Source organism: Bifidobacterium moukalabense DSM 27321 (assembly GCF_000522505.1).
GTDB lineage: Bacteria > Actinomycetota > Actinomycetes > Actinomycetales > Bifidobacteriaceae > Bifidobacterium > Bifidobacterium moukalabense.
In genome coordinates, this window is sequence record NZ_AZMV01000004.1 from 213,206 (window position 1) to 229,834 (window position 16,629).

A 16,629-nucleotide genomic window follows, 5' to 3' on the forward strand; every position below is an offset into this window, starting at 1 on the left:
ATGACCACCGCAACGTTCACCCCGACTGTCGCCGAGGCGACCCAGGCCGGCTTCTTTCCGAGCCGCCATACGGTCGAGATCGTCGACAATCGGAAGCTGACCGACGGCGTCTATCGCCTGACCTTCCGTGACGAATACATTGCGGGGCACGCAAGGCCCGCACAATTCGTCGACGTATATTCCAACGACCCGACCAGACTCATGCCGCGTCCGTTCGGCGTGGCCGAGGTCAACGGCGACGAAGTGAGCCTGATGTTCGCCGTGGTCGGCAAGGGCACCGCTGAATTCGCGAGGCTGCAGGCCGGGGATACCGTACGTGTGATGGGGCCTCTGGGCAACTCGTTCAACACCAAGGAGCCGGCCAACTATGTGCTGGTCGCCGGTGGTCTTGGGGTGCCGCCGCTGGTGAGGGCCGCACAGGCCATCGCCGGTACGCCAGGCGCGACGAGCACCGCCGTGTTCGGCTACCGCAACGTGCATTTCGGTGACGAATACGTTGGCAGATACGCCGATTCGGTGTATAGCATCGACGAATCCGAAGGCAACGTCATCACCCTGCTTGACCGCATTTCGGATGAACTCATGAACGGCGAACTGAAGCCAGCCATTCTGTCCTGCGGGCCATTGCCGATGATGAAGGCCGTGGCGGCGTGGGCGGCCAAGCATGGCATCGAATGCCAGCTGAGCCTCGAACAGCGTATGGGCTGTGGCTATGGCACGTGCGTGCTGTGCACGGTCGACACGCTGGACGGACGACTGAAGGTCTGCTCCGATGGGCCGGTGTTCACGCGCGAACGTTTGGGATGGGGTGAGTGAGAGCATGACGACTGACAGCATGCAGCACGGAAATCTGTACGAACGGCATGAGTGGAAACATTCCACCAAGGTGGCGGGCGTTCCGTGGAAGAACCCGGTCGCCACCGCTTCCGGTACGTTCCAATACGCGGCCGTACGTTGGTTCTACGACGTGAGCCAGCTTGGCGCGGTCACCACCAAAGGCGTTTCACCGGTGCCATGGGAGGGCAACCCGGGCATCCGTACCGCCGAAGGGCCATCCAGCAACATCAACGCGGTCGGCCTGCAGAATCCGGGTGTCGATCACTATCTGGAAGACGACCTACCGAAACTGAAGGCCATCAACGCGACCGTGATCGCCAACGTGGCGGGTCATTGCGACGATGATTATGCCGAGGTCGTGGCCAAGCTCGACGATTCGCCGGCCGATATGCTGGAAATCAACGTGAGCTGCCCGAACGTATCCGCCGGCGGCATGAGCGTCGGCACCGATCCGGTGGCGTTGAGCCGTCTGATCACCCGCCTGCGCAGGATCACCGATAAGAAGATGATCGTCAAGCTCACCCCGAACGTCACCGACATCACCGTTCCGGCACGAGCGGCCGTGGAAAGCGGCGCCGATGCATTAAGCCTGATTAACACGCTGCTCGGCATGCGCATCAATATCCGTACCGGTGAACCGGTCATCACGCATGTGACCGGCGGCGTGTCCGGCCCGGCCGTATTGCCTGTGGGCCTTGCCGCGGTATGGCGCGTACGCACCGCGCTGCCTGGGATTCCGATCATCGGCATCGGCGGTATCGACTCCGGTGAGAAGGCGCTCGAATACCTGTATGCGGGCGCCAATGCCGTGGAGGTCGGTGCGGCCGCATTGTTCGAACCGACCGCGCCGCTGCGCGTGGCTCGAGAGCTCGACGACCTGCTTGATACACGCCCCGAACTGGCCGACAAGCTTGCCGGGGGCGAGACCTGGCGTTAACGACCGTTCACCGCATGAAGGAGTGATTATGGAATCCATCGACCATCGTTTTACCCAGTTCCTGCTGGAATCCAAGGCGCTGAAGTTCGGCGAGTTCACGCTGAAATCCGGCCGTAAGTCCCCATACTTCATCAACGCCGGCGCCTTCGACGACGGTAAGAAGATCGCGACTCTCGGCGCATTCTATGCTGAGAAGATCGCATCCGAAATCGAGTCCGGCAATCTGCCGAAGGATATCGATACCGTATTCGGTCCGGCATATAAGGGCATTCCGCTGGGTGTCTCCACCGCCATCGCCCTGACCGCCGGGCACGGCATGGAGGTCGGTTACACCTTCGACCGGAAGGAGAGGAAGGACCACGGCGACGGCGGCATGATGGTAGGTACCCAGCTGGCCGACGGCATGAAGGTGCTGCTCGTTGATGATGTGATGACGGCCGGCACCGCGGTGCGTGAGGTCATTCCGAAGCTCAAGGCCGAAGCGAACGTCGAAGTGGTCGGTTTGGTGCTGTCCGTGGACCGTATGGAGAAGACCAAGGATTCCGATATCTCCGCGGTGAAGGCCGTCGAAGCCGAATTCGGCTTCCCGGTGTTCGCCATCGCCAACGTGAAAGAGATTTTCGAGGCTGGCCGTCACATCGAAACCGCCGACGGCACCCCGTATGTCACGCCGGAGATCAAGGCCGCCGCCGACGCCTATCTGGAACGGTACGGCGCCTGAGCGCTTCGGCATACGCCGGATATGAGAGATTCTCCCTCATTATGAGGGAGAATCTCCTGTTCAGTCGATGAGGTTGTAACCGTGGTCGGCGACGACCGACTTGAGTTTTTCCAGATAGTTTTCGGCGGCCTTCGAGAGCTTTGCACGCTCGTTGGTGATCCAGCCGACGAGCATCGTCTCATCGGTGTCGAGCGGTACGGTCACGATCTTCTCGTTGTTGAGGTCGCCGTTGTCGATGCCGGTGCATACCGTGTAGCCGTTCAGACCGATGATGAAGTTCAGAATCGTGGCGCGGTCGGTTACGTTGATCTGTTTGGGGGAGTACTCCGGCCAGACCGCCTCCTCGGCGAAGAAGAAGCTTCCTTCTTCGCCCTGCTCGTACTGGATGAACGGGAACGGCTTCAGATCGTTCATCGTGACCTTCTTCTTGCCGGCCAGTGGATTGTTGCGCGAGATGAACACGTGCAACGGCGCGCGGAAGAGCGGATGGAACTCAAGATGCTTCTCGCGCAGCATCTTGCCGATCACGTCCTTGTTGAAATCGGACAGGTAGATGATGCCGATCTCCGACAGCATGTTGGCCACCTGGTTGATGATGTCCTTCGTGCGGGTCTCACGGATCGTGAACTCGTATTCGTCGGACTTGATGGAGCTGATCATCTCCACGAACGCTTCGACGGCGAACATGTAATGCTGCGTGGACACGGAGCACAGCTGCTTGCGTGGCTTCGCGTTCTTATAGCGCTCCTCAAGCAGGGACGCCTGGTCAAGCACCTGACGTGCGTAGGTGAGGAATTCCGCGCCGTCCACGGTCAGGGCGATGCCTTGGGACGAGCGGGTGAAGATCTCGATGCCCAGCTCGTTCTCGAGTTCCTTCACCGAGGAGCTCAATGCCGGCTGCGACACGTACAGCTCGTGCGAGGCTTCGTTCATGGAGCCGCACTCTACGATTTTGACGATGTACTTCAACTGTAGGAGAGTCATAAACCCAGATTATATAAGCGGGCATTCACGAAAATACGATTTATAACGCTTGGTTTCTGCATTGTGGACGTCGCATTGCGGATGGCGCATCGCAATCGCGCTTGATCGATTGCGTCCGAACGGTCAGAGCCGCACTCCCAGGGATGCGAGGTCCCTGCGGGCCCGTTCGGCATCGACGAAGCGGAAGGCGTGGATGCCCACCTTGTTGGCCCCATCCACGTTCTTCGCGGTGTCATCGAAAAATACCGACCTCTCGGCCGTGATGCCGAAACGCCGCAGTGCCAGCTCGTAGAAGTCGGCGTTCGGCTTGAACATCTTCTCTTCGCCCGACACGACCGTGCCGTCGAGAATTTCCGTGAGCTGGGGGAATTTCTCGAATGCGAAGTGAATGGTCTCGTATGACCAGTTCGTCAGGCCCCACACGCCATATCCGGCGGCCTTCAGGTCACGCAGCAGCCGTTCCGAGCCGGGCAGCAGACGGACCAGGGAATCGCCGTACCGGGTGATGTAATCCTCGAAGATGTCGGCAATCTCCTTGCCGTGGTCCTGCTCGACGCTTGGCAGCACCTCGGCCAGGGAAGCGCCATGGTCCATGCGATCCTCATAGTCAAAGAAGCCGAACTCGTCGTCATCCGAGCAGATGCGATCCACCAGCTCCTGTGGGTAGTGTCCTTCCAGCCCCGCGCGAGACTGCCAATCGACCACGACTCCGCAGAAATCGAAGATGACGTCGGTAATGGCGGGGGTTGCGCTGGTCATCGGGAATCCTTCTCGTAAAACATGTATCTGCCTTCCGTCAGTGTAGCGTAACGGGAAAACCACCGGCGTCAGGCCGCTGCGTTGACCAAGGCGGAGAAAATCGCACGGCTGCGGGCATCGACCTCGTGCAGGAATTCCGGATGCCATTGCACGGCCCACAGGAATCGCGATCCCGGCCGGTACACGGCCTCCGTGATGCCGTCCTCGGCGATGGCCATACGTCTGAGCGACGGCGCAATCCGCTTGACGGCCTGATGATGGTAGCTGTTGACGGCGATTGTCCAGCCGCCGTCAACGTTACGATGCATGCTCTTCGCATCCATATCGGATTGCGGCAGAGCGTTCAGCATGGCATCCATCGGGGTGCCAGGCTCGACCGTCACCATGTGGCCGAACACATCATACGGAGGTTTCATATGATGCTCCACATCGCTCGGATGCTCGCTTGGCAGGTCATGCCACAGCGTGCCCCCAAGGCGGGCGTTGATGAGCTGGATGCCGCGGCAGATACCCAAAACCGGCTTGTCAAGACGAATCGCCGCATCAAGCAGCAGTGGTTCCATCGCATCGCGTTCGGCGCTCAACTCCGGTTCCATGGCCTGATATTCGGGAGTGATCTCCCCGCCATAGATCGCGGGATCCACATCCTGACCTCCGGTGAACAGTATGCCGTCGCACAGGTCGGCCAATCGTCGAATCTCACCCGCATCGGCCGTCAAGGGCAGCATCAGGGGCAATCCGCCGGCCTCTTCGACGCCGTCCATATAACCGGGCAGCATCCATAGGCTGTCGCGTTTATAGTCGAATAGGGGAGTGATGCCGATGATCGGACGTTTCGTCATGAGGGCCGCCTTTCCGCAACGGTCTTATGCTGTAATTGGCCACAGCATAAGACCGTTGTATTTCGGATATCGGCGGAACGTGTTACTGAACCAGCTCCGTGAAGGCTCCCGCAATCGCGTCGATGACATCGCTGGCGATGATCGGATGGCCGACCGTTCCGAAACGTTGCTTCTTGGAACGGCCGTAGATCTCAGGACGATGCCATCCACGTTGCTCGGATTCCGATGCGAATGCCGCAGCCAGGCCATGCATGTAGGCAGCCGCGGCGACGACCTCGGGCACCAACGCCGGATCGTCGGCAAGCATATCGTCCTGCTGCGCAAGCAACGCGCCCAGCATGCCCGCCAGCACATCGCCTGCGCCGGCCGTCGCGAGCCAGGCCGGCGCACGACCGGACAGGATGATGCGGTTCGCGCCTTCGCCGTCGGTGCCGACCACAATGGTGACCGCACCCTTGAGCAGTACGGTGGCGCCCGTCAGCTCATGCGCCTCGATGGCCGCACGCAATGGATTGGCCTGCACCTGCGTGAGTGTGAGCCCGTCGGCGGCATCATCGTCGGTGCGCAGGCGTGTCAATAGCCGTGTCAGCTCACCGGCATGCGGCGTGATGACCACCTGGGCCGGCACATGCTCCGGCAACAGGTCCAGCGCGCCTGCATCCACCACGATCGGTGGCATCGCATGCGCACGCTCGTCCGATGCCACGGACGCCTCGCCGGCATCGGGCCGTCCCAACGCATAATGCTTCAACAGCATGGCGATCGTCTCACGCTGCATATCCTCATCGGCGGCCTCGTCATCGCCTGAAGGAACGCCTGAACCGACCACCCAGGACTGCACACGACCTTTGCCGACGACCGCCTCAGGCAGGCTTGCGAGCACCATATCCTGTGCACGCTGCGGCCCCAGATACCGCACCATGCCCGAATCCGTACGTGCGGCGGATCTCGCCGACAGCACCGCCGCGCCCGGGTAACGGTTCGAACCGGTCACCAACCCGACCACGCCACGTGAATACTTGCCGTCCGCAAGCTGTGGCAGACGAATCGAATCGGCGACGAAATCACCGTCCGTCATCTCCGCGAACGGTACGGTCTCATCCACATCAAAACCAAAATCGACCAGCATCAGCTTGCCGCACGCATACGAGGCGGGCGGCACCATCGCGCATGGCTTCATCGCGCCGAACGTCACCGTAACATCCGCCGGAATATACGGACCCGGCAGCGAACCATCATTCACGCCCACGCCGGAGGGCGTATCGATCGCCACCACCAACGGCAAATCCGCGGATGGTTCGTTATTCGGCAGGGCGGGACGGTCGGGCAGCTCGCCATCCAAGCCCAGCGAAGCCGCGATCGTCCCGGCAATGCCGCGCAACGCACCCGAAACACCGATACCGGTCATCGCGTCGAGAATCACATGCGAACCCTGCGCATACTCGATTGCGGCCTGCAGTCTCTCCCCGGCCTCGCCCGCGGAAAAGCCGGTGGTGCAACCGGGAATGTCGGCGGCGGGATCAAGTACGAGCACGCGTCCGCCGGCATGGACGAACGCTGCGAAGGCCTCTTCATGAAGGGACCGGCCGACGGCGATCGCCGTAACCTGCGCGCCCTCCTGCGCGAGCTCCGCACCCGCATAGAGGCCGTCGCCCCCGTTATCGCCGGCACCGACCAAGAGGGCCACGCGCGCATCCTCGACGGCCAGGTCCTCATCGTCAAGCAGATCCATCGTCACATGCGCCGCGGCGGAGGCCGCCATGCGCATCAGCGGAACGCCATCGTCAAGCAGCGGGCGTTCCATCTCACGTACGGTATCGGAATCGTAGGCTCCGTACAGGAGCGTCTGCAGGCGGTCGTCTTCATTGGCGGTATCCATAATCCCTCCTTGCAATAACGATATTCCCTACTCTAGTACGTACAATTGGAGCCGTATTGCGTCTCGTGGCGAATTCGGGAATGGAGAGGGCAATGGCGTATATCGAAATGGTGCATAGCTTCAAGCGCTACCAAATGGGATCCACGACCATCGTTGCGAACGATGATGTGAGTTTCGGCATCGAGAAGGGCGAGCTGGCGATCATCCTGGGAGCGTCGGGTGCCGGCAAGTCCACGGTGCTCAACATTCTGGGCGGCATGGATACCAATTCCGGGGGCAGGGTCGTCATCGACGGGCGGGACATCTCCGACTACTCGCCCAGGCAGTTGACGGCCTATCGGCGTACCGACATCGGTTTCGTGTTCCAGTTCTACAATCTGGTCGCCAATCTGACGGCCAAGGAGAACGTGGAGCTCGCTTCGGAGATTGTGAGCGATGCGCAGGATCCGATCGTCGCCCTGACCGATGTGGGGCTGGCCGACCGTGTGGATAATTTTCCGGCGCAGTTGTCGGGTGGCGAGCAGCAGCGCGTGGCGATCGCGCGTGCGGTGGCGAAGAATCCGAAGATCCTGTTGTGTGATGAGCCGACGGGCGCGTTGGATTACAACACGGGCAAGCAGGTGTTGCGGATTTTGCAGGATATGAGTCGCGAGAAGGGCGCGACGGTGGTGATCGTGACGCATAATTCGGCGATCGCGCCGATCGCCGACAGGGTGATCCGCATGCATGACGGCAGGGTCACCGCGGTCGAGACCAACGAGCACCCCATGAGCATTCAGGAACTCGAATGGTAGCCGATGACGTCCGGACGGTTTCGTGGCGTACGGCGTAGACGTGGCGGGGCTTGATAAAACAGAAAAGCCCTTGGAAATCCAAGGGCTTCGACTTGCTCCTGCGACTGGGCTTGAACCAGTGACCGTCCGATTAACAGTCGGATGCTCTGCCAACTGAGCTACGCAGGAATGTGCTGTCCTGTTCCGGAATTGCTTCCGTGCACAAGTCATACATAATACACATATCCGTCATTCATGCAAATCGTGCGCGTGTTCGCCGTGTCGTGATGCGCTCTCACCTGTGAACGCAGCGGGTTGCGGGATGCCGTGCGACTTCGCTGGATCCATTGCGGGAAAGGTGGTTTATCCGTTGGCAAAAACACGGCGCTCATCAAGAGTCCGGGGGTACCATGAACGCACCAACAGATAATGACAAGCAAATGGAAGGAGTCCCTTATGTGCACTGGCGTTCGTTTCTCCGATGCGGAAGGGAACATGTATTTCGGCCGCAATCTCGACTGGAGCTTCTCTTATGGCGAGACCATCCTGGCCACCCCACGTGCCTACAAGTACGACTATGTGTTCGGCGCCGAAGCCAAGGCCGAACCGAATGCGGTGATCGGTGTCGGTGTGGTCATGGCCGACAAGCCGATGTATTTCGATTGCGCCAACGAGAACGGACTTGCCATCGCAGGACTTAACTTCCCGGGCTATGCGTCCTTCGCCCACGAACCGGTCGACGGCACCGTGAATGTGGCCACTTTTGAGTTCCCGCTGTGGGTTGCCCGTAACTTCAACACCGTCGACGAGGTCGAAGAGGCCCTGAAGAACGTGACTCTCGTCTCCCAGATCGTGCCCGGACAGCAGGAATCGCTGCTGCACTGGCTCATCGGCGACAGCACCCGCAGCATTGTCGTCGAGCAGATGGCCGACGGCATGCACATCCATCATGACAACGTGGACGTGCTCACCAACCAGCCGACCTTCGACTTCCACATGGAGAACCTGCGCAACTACATGTGCGTCGGTAACGAGATGGCCGAACCGACCACTTGGGGCAAGGCCGAGCTGACCGCATGGGGCGCCGGCGTGAGCATGCACGGCATCCCGGGAGATGTGAGCTCCCCGTCCCGCTTCGTGCGCGTGGCCTACACCAACACCCACTATCCGCAGCAGGCCGACGAGAAGTCCAACGTGTCGCGTCTGTTCCACACCCTCGGCAGCGTGCAGATGGTCGACGGTTGCGCCAAGATGGCCGACGGCAAGTTCGAACGCACGCTGTTTACCAGCGGCTACTCCGCCAAGACCAAGACCTACTACATGAACACCTATGACGATCCGGCCATCCGCTCCTACGCCATGGCCGACTTCGACATGGACTCCACCGAGCTGATCACCGCCAAGTAATCCTTTTCGCTGGTTTTCTGCTGATGGGAGGCAAACGCCCATACCTTGCGGATAAAGCTCGAGAGACCGGGCAAGATCGTTGAAATCTCAATGTTCTTGTCCGGTCTCTTTTTTATATGTAAACCAGGCGAACCGTCCGGGCATGGCGATGGACGGCCCGCCGAAGGCGTGCAACACACCGAGTGGACTTCGAGTGCTTGAAGTTCGTACAGTGCGAGATATGAGCACTGCAACAACCACGTGGCATTCGATTCGTGAGGCGTCCATGCTTTCGGGACTTCCCGAATCGACGTTGCGCTACTATGAGCAGATCGGCATCATCGATCCGATCGCACGTGATCCGAGTTCCGGACATCGCGCCTATTCCGACAACGACATCCAGTCGTTGGTCACCATCTCGTGTCTTGCGGCGACTGGCATGCCGCTGGAATCCATGCGAGAATATCTCAAGAACCGTTTCGAAGGCGTGGAAGGTGCACGTAGGCAGATGGAGCTGCTCGACGCACAGTCCATCAGACTTGCCGCCAAAGCGGAGGCGCTACGCATGCAGCAAGCCTATGTGGCGTTCAAGACGCTTTACTGGCGGGCCATCGCCGAAGGCCACGAAGATGAGGCCGGGCGACTGCTCGAAGAGAACAAGGACATCATCGAAACCGTCAAACGGCAGCAACACGCCAAAACCGGTTCATGACGGAATATATGGGCCAATCACAACAACAAAGGAGTATTCACATGAAGGCAGCAATCTATAAAGGCGTCAGGCAAATGGCGTGCGAGGATCGCCCGAAACCGACCATCGTAGAGGAGAGCGATGCGATCATCCGAGTGGTTCGCGCCTGCGTATGCGGTTCCGACCTATGGTTCTACCGTGACGGCGGCCATGACGTTGACGGCCAGACCGGCCATGAGGCCATCGGAGTGGTCGAATCCGTCGGTTCGGATGTCACCATCGCCAAGCCGGGCGATTTCGTGATCGTGCCGTTCCCGTTCAGCTGCGGCAAATGCCCGGTATGCAAGGCCGGATTCGAATCCAGCTGCCCGCACGGCGGCTATTTCGGCAGCGGTGACGGCATGGGGTGCCAGGCCGAATACCTACGCGTGCCGGAGGCCAACGGCACGCTGGTGGTCGTTCCGGGCGACGCCAAAAGCTTCTCCGACGAAATGCTCGCCTCGCTGCTGACCCTGTCCGATGTAATGTCGACAGGCTATCATGCGGCGGCCTCCGCCGAAGTCAAGCCAGGGGATACCGCGGTCGTGTTCGGTGACGGTGCGGTCGGTCTGTGTGCGGTGCTTTCCGCCAAACTGATGGGTGCCTCCCGCATCATCTCCATGAGCCATCACGCCGATCGCCAGGAGATCGCCCGCAAGTTCGGAGCCACTGATTTTGTGGAGGAGCGCGGTGACGAGGCCGTGGCCAAGGTGCTGGAGATGACCGACGGCTATGGTGCCGATGCGGTGCTCGAGTGCGTCGGCTCCGCCCTGTCGAACGACACGGCCATGAAGGTGGCGCGTGCCGGTGCGGTGGTCGGTCGCGTCGGTCTGCCGCATGACGTCGAAGCCGACATTCCCGGACTCTTCTTCCGCAACGTCGGTCTGCGCGGAGGCCCGGCACCGGTGCGCACCTACGACATGCGGCGACTGCTCAAGGAGGTGCTTGACGGCACCATCAATCCAGGTATCGTCTACACCGCCGAATATACGCTCGACGGCATCCAGGAGGCATATGCGGCCATGGACGAACGCCGTACCGTCAAGTCGCTGCTGCGCGTCAGCGAAGTCTGATCGTTCACCGGCCCCGTTGCTATTCGGGCGATACAGTGTTCACGGACGGAAACACTACGAAAGGTAGATATGTTTGAGGAATTGCACAAGAAGATGAACGCCTTCTGGAACAATGACAGGACACTGTCCGAGACGGATCCGGAATTCATCGGACTGTTCTCCGACTTCGCCTACGATGAGGTGGTGAACGAGCCGGGCGCCAATCACCCCGATCTGGATGACAGGACGCGCTCCTTGGCGATTCTCGCCATATTGGTCGGCTGTCAGGGCATCGAAGCATTCGAAATGATGCTTCCGGTCGCCTATGAGACCGGACTGACGTCCGTGGCCATCAAGGAGATGGTGTACCAGGCCACCGCCTACTGCGGATTCGGCAGAACCCTACCGTTCCTGAGGAAGCTCAACAACTTCCTTGGCGCGGCCAATGTGCACCTGCCGCTTGAAGCGCAAGGCACCACCACGCCGGAGACGCGTGCCGAGGCGGGCGAGGCCAAGCAGATCGAGATTTTCGGTGAAGGCATGCGGGGCTTCGCGCAATCCGGTCCGGAGGAGACCCGTCACATCAACAAGTGGCTGGCCGACAACTGCTTCGGCGACTATTACACGCGCGGTGGTCTCGATACCCGCGAACGCGAGATGATCACGCTGTGCTTCCTTGCCGCGCAGGGCGGTTGCGAACCGCAGCTGACCTCGCACGCCAAGGCGAACATGGCCGTCGGAAACGAGAAATCGTTCCTGATCGCCGTGGTCTCTCAATGTATGCCATACATCGGTTATCCACGTACGTTGAATGCGATTCGTTGCATCAACGAGGCTGCGCGGAACTAGCCCCAGGGGCACATTGCGGGAGGGCCATCCGACTAAGCCGGATGGCCCTCCCGCAATGATAGGGGTCACTCGCCCCAGACCTCCTCGGCGACGGACCGCACGAGCGCGATCTTGGCCCACTGCTGATCCTCGGTGAGCTTGTTGCCCTCTTCGGTGGAGGCGAAACCGCACTGTGTGGACAGGCACAGGCGGTCCAGCGGAACGTACCGGCTGGCTTCCTGAATGCGATCCTTGATGGTCTGCCGGTCCTCAAGCTCTGGCTTCTTGGAGGTAATCAGCCCAAGCACAACCTTCTTGTCTCCGGAAACCTTGGCGAGCGGTTCGAAATCGCCGGAACGGTCATCATCGAACTCGAGATAGTAGGCGTCCACGTTCTCCTCGCCGAACAGCTTGGACGCCACTGGGGCATAGCCACCGGAGGAGAGCCAGGTGGAATGGAAGTTGCCACGGCACACGTGGGTGGTGATAACCAGGTCCTCCGGCTGACCGGCGATCACGGCATTGATGACATCGAGGTTCTCCTGCTGCAGGCGCAGGGCGTCCTCGTCACTCCAGCCAAGGCGTTCGCGAACGCTCCTGTCGCACAGACGGGTCCACGTGCAGTCGTCGAACTGTACGTTGCGGCAACCGGCGGCATACAGATCCGCAATGACCTGCCGATAGGCGGCCACGATATCGCCGGTCAGCTCGTCATCATCCCTATAGTATGCGTCATACGGATAGGCGGAGGCGTTGCCGGTGAGCACAAAGCGGGTCTGGGCGGGAGACGGCATGGTCTGACGAGCCACGGTGTCGCCATCCTCGAATCGCTTGACGAATTTGAAATGTTCGATGAACGGGTGGCCGTGGCCGTCGATTTTGCCGGTGACGGTGGCGGTGTCGGCCGGGGTGACCTCATCATGGAAGGCGACACGGTGTGCGGCCGCGGCATGGTCCACGCCGTTGAGGCCCCACATGAAATCGAAATGCCACCAACCGCGGCGGAATTCGCCGTCGGTGATGACATGCAGGCCTGCCGCCTTCTGCCTGGCGACCAGGTCGGTGATGAGCCTGTCTTCCACGGCCTTGAGCATGGCCTCGTCGATTCTGCCGGCGGCGAAGTCGGCTCGGGCCGTCTTAAGTTCGTCCGGACGCAAGTAGGAGCCGACCACGTCGGCATGGAACGGTGCGCTATGGGAATACGCCATTGAATGCTCCTTCAGGTGCTGCTGTCACAATACCTACAGAAGACTATCCAATTCCCCCGAAGCGAGTGAATACGCCGTCAAGCATGTGAGATGGCGATGATTCCCATCGGGCGTAATGAAGACGGTCATTCCTGAGCGATCCGTCGGTTTTCGGCCGTCACTGTTCCCGCATGCGACTACGATGCGATGCAGGACATCGAACACGAGGAGTTCTTCATGAACGTTCTGGCACTGGCGGAAGCCTGGTGGGCCCAGCACAGCATCCATCTTGATCAGGAACCGCCCGGAGATCGTTTCGGCACCATCATGGTCGAAGGGGATACGCATTCGATGCCATTGCGCATGGTGGCCATCGGCGATTCGATGATCGCCGGCTGCGGTGTCGATGACCAGGCACACGGATTCGCGCCGGATCTGGCCATCGTCTTCTCCCGTGTACTGAATCGTTCCGTCACATGGGAATCCCATGGCAGGCTCGGCGCCACCATTCGCCGTGTGCGCTATCGCCTGTTGCCGGAGGTCGAAGGCGGGGCCGATCTACTGGTGCTGTGCGCCGGCTCCAATGACCTGATGGCGCGACGGAGTCTGGGGGAATGGCGGACCGATCTGGCCTCGACCATTGACGAGGCGAAAACGCTCAGCGACAACATCATCGTGTTCAGTGCCGGGCAGCTTTATCGCAGTCCATCCCTTGGCAAGGCGTTGCGTCAGGTCATCGAGCATATGACCGACGAGCAGACCGCCGCCAGCAAAGCCATCTGCGAACAGAAGCAGGTGCTGTTCCTCGACATGACCCATGAAGATGTGCACGCCGATCAGGAACGCTTCTACGCGCATGATAATTTCCATCCAAGCGACTATGGCTACTCCTACATGGCCGAATGCACCGCAACGATGGCAGGGGACTGGTTGAAGGCCCGTCTCGGTTGATATTCGAAGGAAATGCGACGTCGTGACCGGTACTCATGATTGAATGGGACTGACAACCAACCGCATCGTAAGGAATGGAAAGGCAATGAGCGAGTCGCACGACCCCGCAAATGACGGTATCGACATGGACAGGCCGGGGGAGGTGCGGGAAGCCGAGCATCAGGGTGCGGCCGTCAAGGCGGCACTGGGCGCGAACATCGGCGTCGCCATTGCGAAACTCTGTGCGGCGTTCTTCACCGGATCGTCCGCCATGCTGTCCGAATCCGTACATTCCATCGCCGACTGTTCCAATGAAATCGTGCTGATGGCCGGTGGCCGGTTCTCCCGGCGCCAAACCGATGTCGACCATCCGTTTGGCCTGTATCGCGCCAAATATCTGGCATCGTTCGTTGTGGCCACGTTGCTGTTTTTCGTCGGCGGATTCTTCTCGACGTCCGAAGCGGTCAAGAAGCTCATCGCCATCGTTGAGAACCCGGCATTGCGTGACGTGAACCGGATGGAATTGCTCGTCGCATTCGTCGTGGTGGTAATCAGTGCGGTTCTCGAAGGTTACGGTCTGCACCAGAGTGTCAAGGAGGCCAATGAGCGCATGGACCGCACGGACACCCCGCGTATGGGGATATTTCGGTTCTGGCGCCACACCAAATCCGCTGAGCTTGCTTCGGTGATTATGGAGGATACGCTCGCCCTGATCGGCCTGGGCTTCGCAGGCGGCGGCATCGGACTTGCGATTCTGCTTGACAATGAGACGTTCGATGCGTTGGGCGGTCTGATGGTCGGCCTTGTGCTGATCGCCGGCTCGCTGCTGCTGGCGTTCAAATCGGGTTCGTTGCTGATCGGCGAGGCAGTGGAACCGGATACCCGTACGAAAATCGTCAACGCGGTCACCACCACACCGGGCGTGGAACGGCTATTGAACATGCAGACCGTGCACATGTCGGAAGACGACATCCTGCTGTGTGTCAAGGTGCAGACCAGCAAGCTCGATCGCGACTACGACGTCGAAACCGTCGATAAGATCGAGCAGGCCGTACGCAACGCGCTGCCGTGGTATAACTTCGAAATCTACGTGGAACCTGACATCTACAGTGCCAGGCACGTGCAGGCGTAGCCTGCCGGCTGGCCGATGGAAGAAAAGCTCCGCTACTCTTCAGCGACCAGTTCCAGATACGAATCGTTCCACAAATCCTCGTCGCCATCGGGCATCAGCAGCACACGCTCCGGGTTGAGCGCCTGCACTGCGCCCTCATCGTGCGTGACCAGCACGATCGCGCCCTCATACTTGGCGATGGCCTTGAGAATCTCCTCGCGGGAAGCCGGATCGAGATTGTTGGTCGGCTCGTCGAGCAGCAGCACGTTCGCACGTGAAGTCACCAGAGTCGCCAATGCCAATCGGGTCTTCTCACCGCCCGACAGCACACGGGCCGGTTTCAGCGCATCATCACCGGAAAACAGGAACGAACCCAGAATGGAACGAGCCTGTGTGTCATTCAGCTCCGGCGCGACATGAATCAGATTCTCCAACACGGTGGCATCAAGATCCAGCGTGTCGTGTTCCTGCGCGAAATAGCCGATCTTGCAGCCATGACCATATTCCACGGAGCCGGTATCCGGATCCTCCAAATGGGCGAGCAGACGCAGGGTGGTGGTCTTGCCGGCGCCGTTGTAGCCCAGAATCACCACTCGCGAACCCTTGTCGATCGCCAGGTTCACGCCGGCGAACACGATGTTCGAACCGTACGCCTTGGAGATGTCCTTCGCCATGATCGGCGTACGGCCGCATGCCGCCGGCTCCGGGAACCGGATATCCGCCACCTTTTCCTTCTTCTGCGCTTCGGACGTGTTCTCCAGCAGTTTTTCCGCACGGCGCATCATATTCTGCGCGGCCACGGCCTTGGTGGCCTTCGCATGCAGGCGGATGCCCTGCTGCATCAGGCGTTCGGCCTTCTTTTCGGCAACTTCGCGCTCGCGGCGGCGACGTTCCTCATCGACCACACGCTGGTGCAGGTATGCCTTCCAGCCAAGGGAGTACATGTCGATCTGGCCGAGTTGCGCGTCCAAGTGCCACACCTTGTTCACCACTTCGTCAAGCAGTTCGGTGGAGTGGGAGATGACCAGGAACCCGCCCTCATACTTCTTCAGGTAACCGCGTAGCCATTCGATGGAGTCGGCGTCCAAATGGTTGGTCGGCTCATCGAGGATCAGCGTATCCGCATCGGAGAACAGGATACGCGCCAGCTCGATACGGCGTCGCTGTCCGCCGGACAACGTGCCCAGTTGCTGGCCCATCACATCCTGCGGCAGGCCAAGGCTCGCCGCCATCGCGGTCGCCTCGGACTGCGCCGCATAGCCGCCGGCCTTTTCAAAATCCTGCATGGCCTTGTCGTAGCGATTCATGGCCTTGGTCATGACGTCCGGATCCGGATCGGTCATGTCTTTCTCGGCCTTGCGGATGCGCCTGATGATGGTGGCGATGTCGCGCGCGCTCATCATGCGGTCGAGCGCGGTCTGCTCCGGATCCGCGGCATGCGTGTCTTGCGGCAGATAGCCGAGTTTGCCGGAAACGCGCACCTTGCCGGCAGTGGGCAGCATATCGCCGGTGATCACGCGGGTCAACGTGGTCTTGCCGGCGCCGTTGCGGCCGACCAGACCGATCTTGTCGCCTTTGGCGACATGGAAGTTGGTGGGATGCAGCAGCGTGCGTGCGCCGATCTGAATCTCAAGCTCCTGCGCTTCAATCGCCATGCCGTAATACCTCTAGTC

16 protein-coding genes and 1 tRNA gene are annotated in these 16,629 nt (G+C 60.3%); 10 read left to right on the plus strand and 7 right to left on the minus strand.

Features of this window, described 5'->3' with window-relative positions; translation table 11 throughout:
* From BMOU_RS04955 to pyrE, 3 genes are read left to right on the plus strand one after another with little or no spacing between them, the layout of a single operon-like run.
* Entirely contained in the window at positions 1-816 is an 816-nt protein-coding gene (locus BMOU_RS04955; RefSeq protein ID WP_034875408.1) for a dihydroorotate dehydrogenase electron transfer subunit, read from the plus strand.
* Positions 817-820: 4 nt separating this feature from the next.
* Entirely contained in the window at positions 821-1,774 is a 954-nt protein-coding gene (locus BMOU_RS04960; RefSeq protein WP_034875409.1) for a dihydroorotate dehydrogenase, read from the plus strand.
* A 25-nt stretch (positions 1,775-1,799) separates the two neighbouring features.
* A complete protein-coding gene (pyrE, locus tag BMOU_RS04965; protein WP_171001970.1) occupies positions 1,800-2,495 on the plus strand; it encodes an orotate phosphoribosyltransferase in 696 nt (231 codons plus the stop codon).
* 60 nt (positions 2,496-2,555) lie between these two features.
* Here the strand turns inward: pyrE and BMOU_RS04970 are convergent, their stop codons facing one another.
* The 4 genes from BMOU_RS04970 to BMOU_RS04985 all read right to left on the minus strand — a co-directional run bounded on the left by BMOU_RS04970 (position 2,556) and on the right by BMOU_RS04985 (position 6,959).
* Entirely contained in the window at positions 2,556-3,479 is a 924-nt protein-coding gene (locus tag BMOU_RS04970; protein ID WP_034875411.1) for a LysR family transcriptional regulator, read from the minus strand.
* Positions 3,480-3,602: 123 nt separating this feature from the next.
* Complete coding sequence (locus tag BMOU_RS04975) at positions 3,603-4,238, minus strand: HAD family hydrolase (protein ID WP_034875412.1); 636 nt, start codon at positions 4,236-4,238, stop codon at positions 3,603-3,605.
* 68 nt (positions 4,239-4,306) lie between these two features.
* Positions 4,307-5,080 carry a gamma-glutamyl-gamma-aminobutyrate hydrolase family protein gene (locus tag BMOU_RS04980; protein WP_034875413.1) on the minus strand — a complete coding sequence of 258 codons (774 nt, stop codon included), beginning with the start codon at positions 5,078-5,080 and terminating at the stop codon, positions 4,307-4,309.
* Between the two features lie 82 nt (positions 5,081-5,162).
* Positions 5,163-6,959 (minus strand): bifunctional ADP-dependent NAD(P)H-hydrate dehydratase/NAD(P)H-hydrate epimerase, encoded by a 1,797-nt coding sequence (locus BMOU_RS04985; protein ID WP_034875414.1) that lies wholly within the window; start codon positions 6,957-6,959, stop codon positions 5,163-5,165.
* Between the two features lie 92 nt (positions 6,960-7,051).
* Here BMOU_RS04985 and BMOU_RS04990 point away from each other — a divergent pair, with 92 nt between their 5' ends.
* Positions 7,052-7,753: an ABC transporter ATP-binding protein gene (locus BMOU_RS04990; RefSeq protein ID WP_034875416.1), complete on the plus strand. Its 702-nt coding sequence runs from the start codon at positions 7,052-7,054 to the stop codon at positions 7,751-7,753.
* A gap of 95 nt (positions 7,754-7,848) precedes the next feature.
* On the opposite strand, the gene BMOU_RS04995 is transcribed toward BMOU_RS04990, so the two are convergent.
* A tRNA-Asn gene (locus tag BMOU_RS04995) sits at positions 7,849-7,921 on the minus strand.
* A gap of 267 nt (positions 7,922-8,188) precedes the next feature.
* On the opposite strand from BMOU_RS04995, the gene bsh reads away from it, so the two are divergent.
* From bsh to BMOU_RS05015, 4 genes are all read left to right on the plus strand, one after another.
* Positions 8,189-9,139 (plus strand): choloylglycine hydrolase, encoded by a 951-nt coding sequence (gene bsh / locus BMOU_RS05000; protein ID WP_034875417.1) that lies wholly within the window; start codon positions 8,189-8,191, stop codon positions 9,137-9,139.
* Positions 9,140-9,359: 220 nt separating this feature from the next.
* Positions 9,360-9,830 carry a MerR family transcriptional regulator gene (locus BMOU_RS05005; RefSeq protein ID WP_081738497.1) on the plus strand — a complete coding sequence of 157 codons (471 nt, stop codon included), beginning with the start codon at positions 9,360-9,362 and terminating at the stop codon, positions 9,828-9,830.
* Between the two features lie 41 nt (positions 9,831-9,871).
* Positions 9,872-10,921 (plus strand): zinc-dependent alcohol dehydrogenase family protein, encoded by a 1,050-nt coding sequence (locus tag BMOU_RS05010; protein ID WP_034875419.1) that lies wholly within the window; start codon positions 9,872-9,874, stop codon positions 10,919-10,921.
* A gap of 69 nt (positions 10,922-10,990) precedes the next feature.
* Entirely contained in the window at positions 10,991-11,749 is a 759-nt protein-coding gene (locus BMOU_RS05015) for a carboxymuconolactone decarboxylase family protein (protein ID WP_034875420.1), read from the plus strand.
* A gap of 65 nt (positions 11,750-11,814) precedes the next feature.
* On the opposite strand, the gene BMOU_RS05020 is transcribed toward BMOU_RS05015, so the two are convergent.
* Positions 11,815-12,936 carry a 5-methyltetrahydropteroyltriglutamate--homocysteine S-methyltransferase gene (locus BMOU_RS05020; protein WP_034875421.1) on the minus strand — a complete coding sequence of 374 codons (1,122 nt, stop codon included), beginning with the start codon at positions 12,934-12,936 and terminating at the stop codon, positions 11,815-11,817.
* 216 nt (positions 12,937-13,152) lie between these two features.
* Between BMOU_RS05020 and BMOU_RS05025 the strand changes: the two genes are divergently transcribed.
* Positions 13,153-13,866, plus strand: a complete 714-nt coding sequence (locus tag BMOU_RS05025) for a GDSL-type esterase/lipase family protein (protein WP_034875734.1) — start codon at positions 13,153-13,155, stop codon at positions 13,864-13,866.
* A gap of 85 nt (positions 13,867-13,951) precedes the next feature.
* A complete protein-coding gene (locus BMOU_RS05030; RefSeq protein WP_034875422.1) occupies positions 13,952-14,977 on the plus strand; it encodes a cation diffusion facilitator family transporter in 1,026 nt (341 codons plus the stop codon).
* A 32-nt stretch (positions 14,978-15,009) separates the two neighbouring features.
* Here BMOU_RS05030 and BMOU_RS05035 read toward each other — a convergent pair whose 3' ends face one another.
* Positions 15,010-16,611 (minus strand): ABC-F family ATP-binding cassette domain-containing protein, encoded by a 1,602-nt coding sequence (locus BMOU_RS05035; RefSeq protein WP_034875423.1) that lies wholly within the window; start codon positions 16,609-16,611, stop codon positions 15,010-15,012.
* Positions 16,612-16,629 lie beyond the last annotated feature (18 nt).

Bases quoted from the DNA above. Each gene is read 5' to 3' on its own strand.
- BMOU_RS04990 (WP_034875416.1), top strand. From the start codon at position 7,052: ATGGCGTATATCGAAATGGTGCATAGCTTCAAGCGCTACCAAATGGGA.
- BMOU_RS04985 (WP_034875414.1), bottom strand. From the start codon at position 6,959: ATGGATACCGCCAATGAAGACGACCGCCTGCAGACGCTCCTGTACGGA.
- BMOU_RS05015 (WP_034875420.1), top strand. From the start codon at position 10,991: ATGTTTGAGGAATTGCACAAGAAGATGAACGCCTTCTGGAACAATGAC.
- BMOU_RS04970 (WP_034875411.1), bottom strand. From the start codon at position 3,479: ATGACTCTCCTACAGTTGAAGTACATCGTCAAAATCGTAGAGTGCGGC.
- BMOU_RS04955 (WP_034875408.1), top strand. From the start codon at position 1: ATGACCACCGCAACGTTCACCCCGACTGTCGCCGAGGCGACCCAGGCC.
- BMOU_RS05010 (WP_034875419.1), top strand. From the start codon at position 9,872: ATGAAGGCAGCAATCTATAAAGGCGTCAGGCAAATGGCGTGCGAGGAT.
- BMOU_RS05020 (WP_034875421.1), bottom strand. From the start codon at position 12,936: ATGGCGTATTCCCATAGCGCACCGTTCCATGCCGACGTGGTCGGCTCC.
- BMOU_RS04960 (WP_034875409.1), top strand. From the start codon at position 821: ATGACGACTGACAGCATGCAGCACGGAAATCTGTACGAACGGCATGAG.
- BMOU_RS04980 (WP_034875413.1), bottom strand. From the start codon at position 5,080: ATGACGAAACGTCCGATCATCGGCATCACTCCCCTATTCGACTATAAA.
- BMOU_RS05025 (WP_034875734.1), top strand. From the start codon at position 13,153: ATGAACGTTCTGGCACTGGCGGAAGCCTGGTGGGCCCAGCACAGCATC.
- BMOU_RS05005 (WP_081738497.1), top strand. From the start codon at position 9,360: ATGAGCACTGCAACAACCACGTGGCATTCGATTCGTGAGGCGTCCATG.
- bsh (WP_034875417.1), top strand. From the start codon at position 8,189: ATGTGCACTGGCGTTCGTTTCTCCGATGCGGAAGGGAACATGTATTTC.
- BMOU_RS05030 (WP_034875422.1), top strand. From the start codon at position 13,952: ATGAGCGAGTCGCACGACCCCGCAAATGACGGTATCGACATGGACAGG.
- BMOU_RS05035 (WP_034875423.1), bottom strand. From the start codon at position 16,611: ATGGCGATTGAAGCGCAGGAGCTTGAGATTCAGATCGGCGCACGCACG.
- BMOU_RS04975 (WP_034875412.1), bottom strand. From the start codon at position 4,238: ATGACCAGCGCAACCCCCGCCATTACCGACGTCATCTTCGATTTCTGC.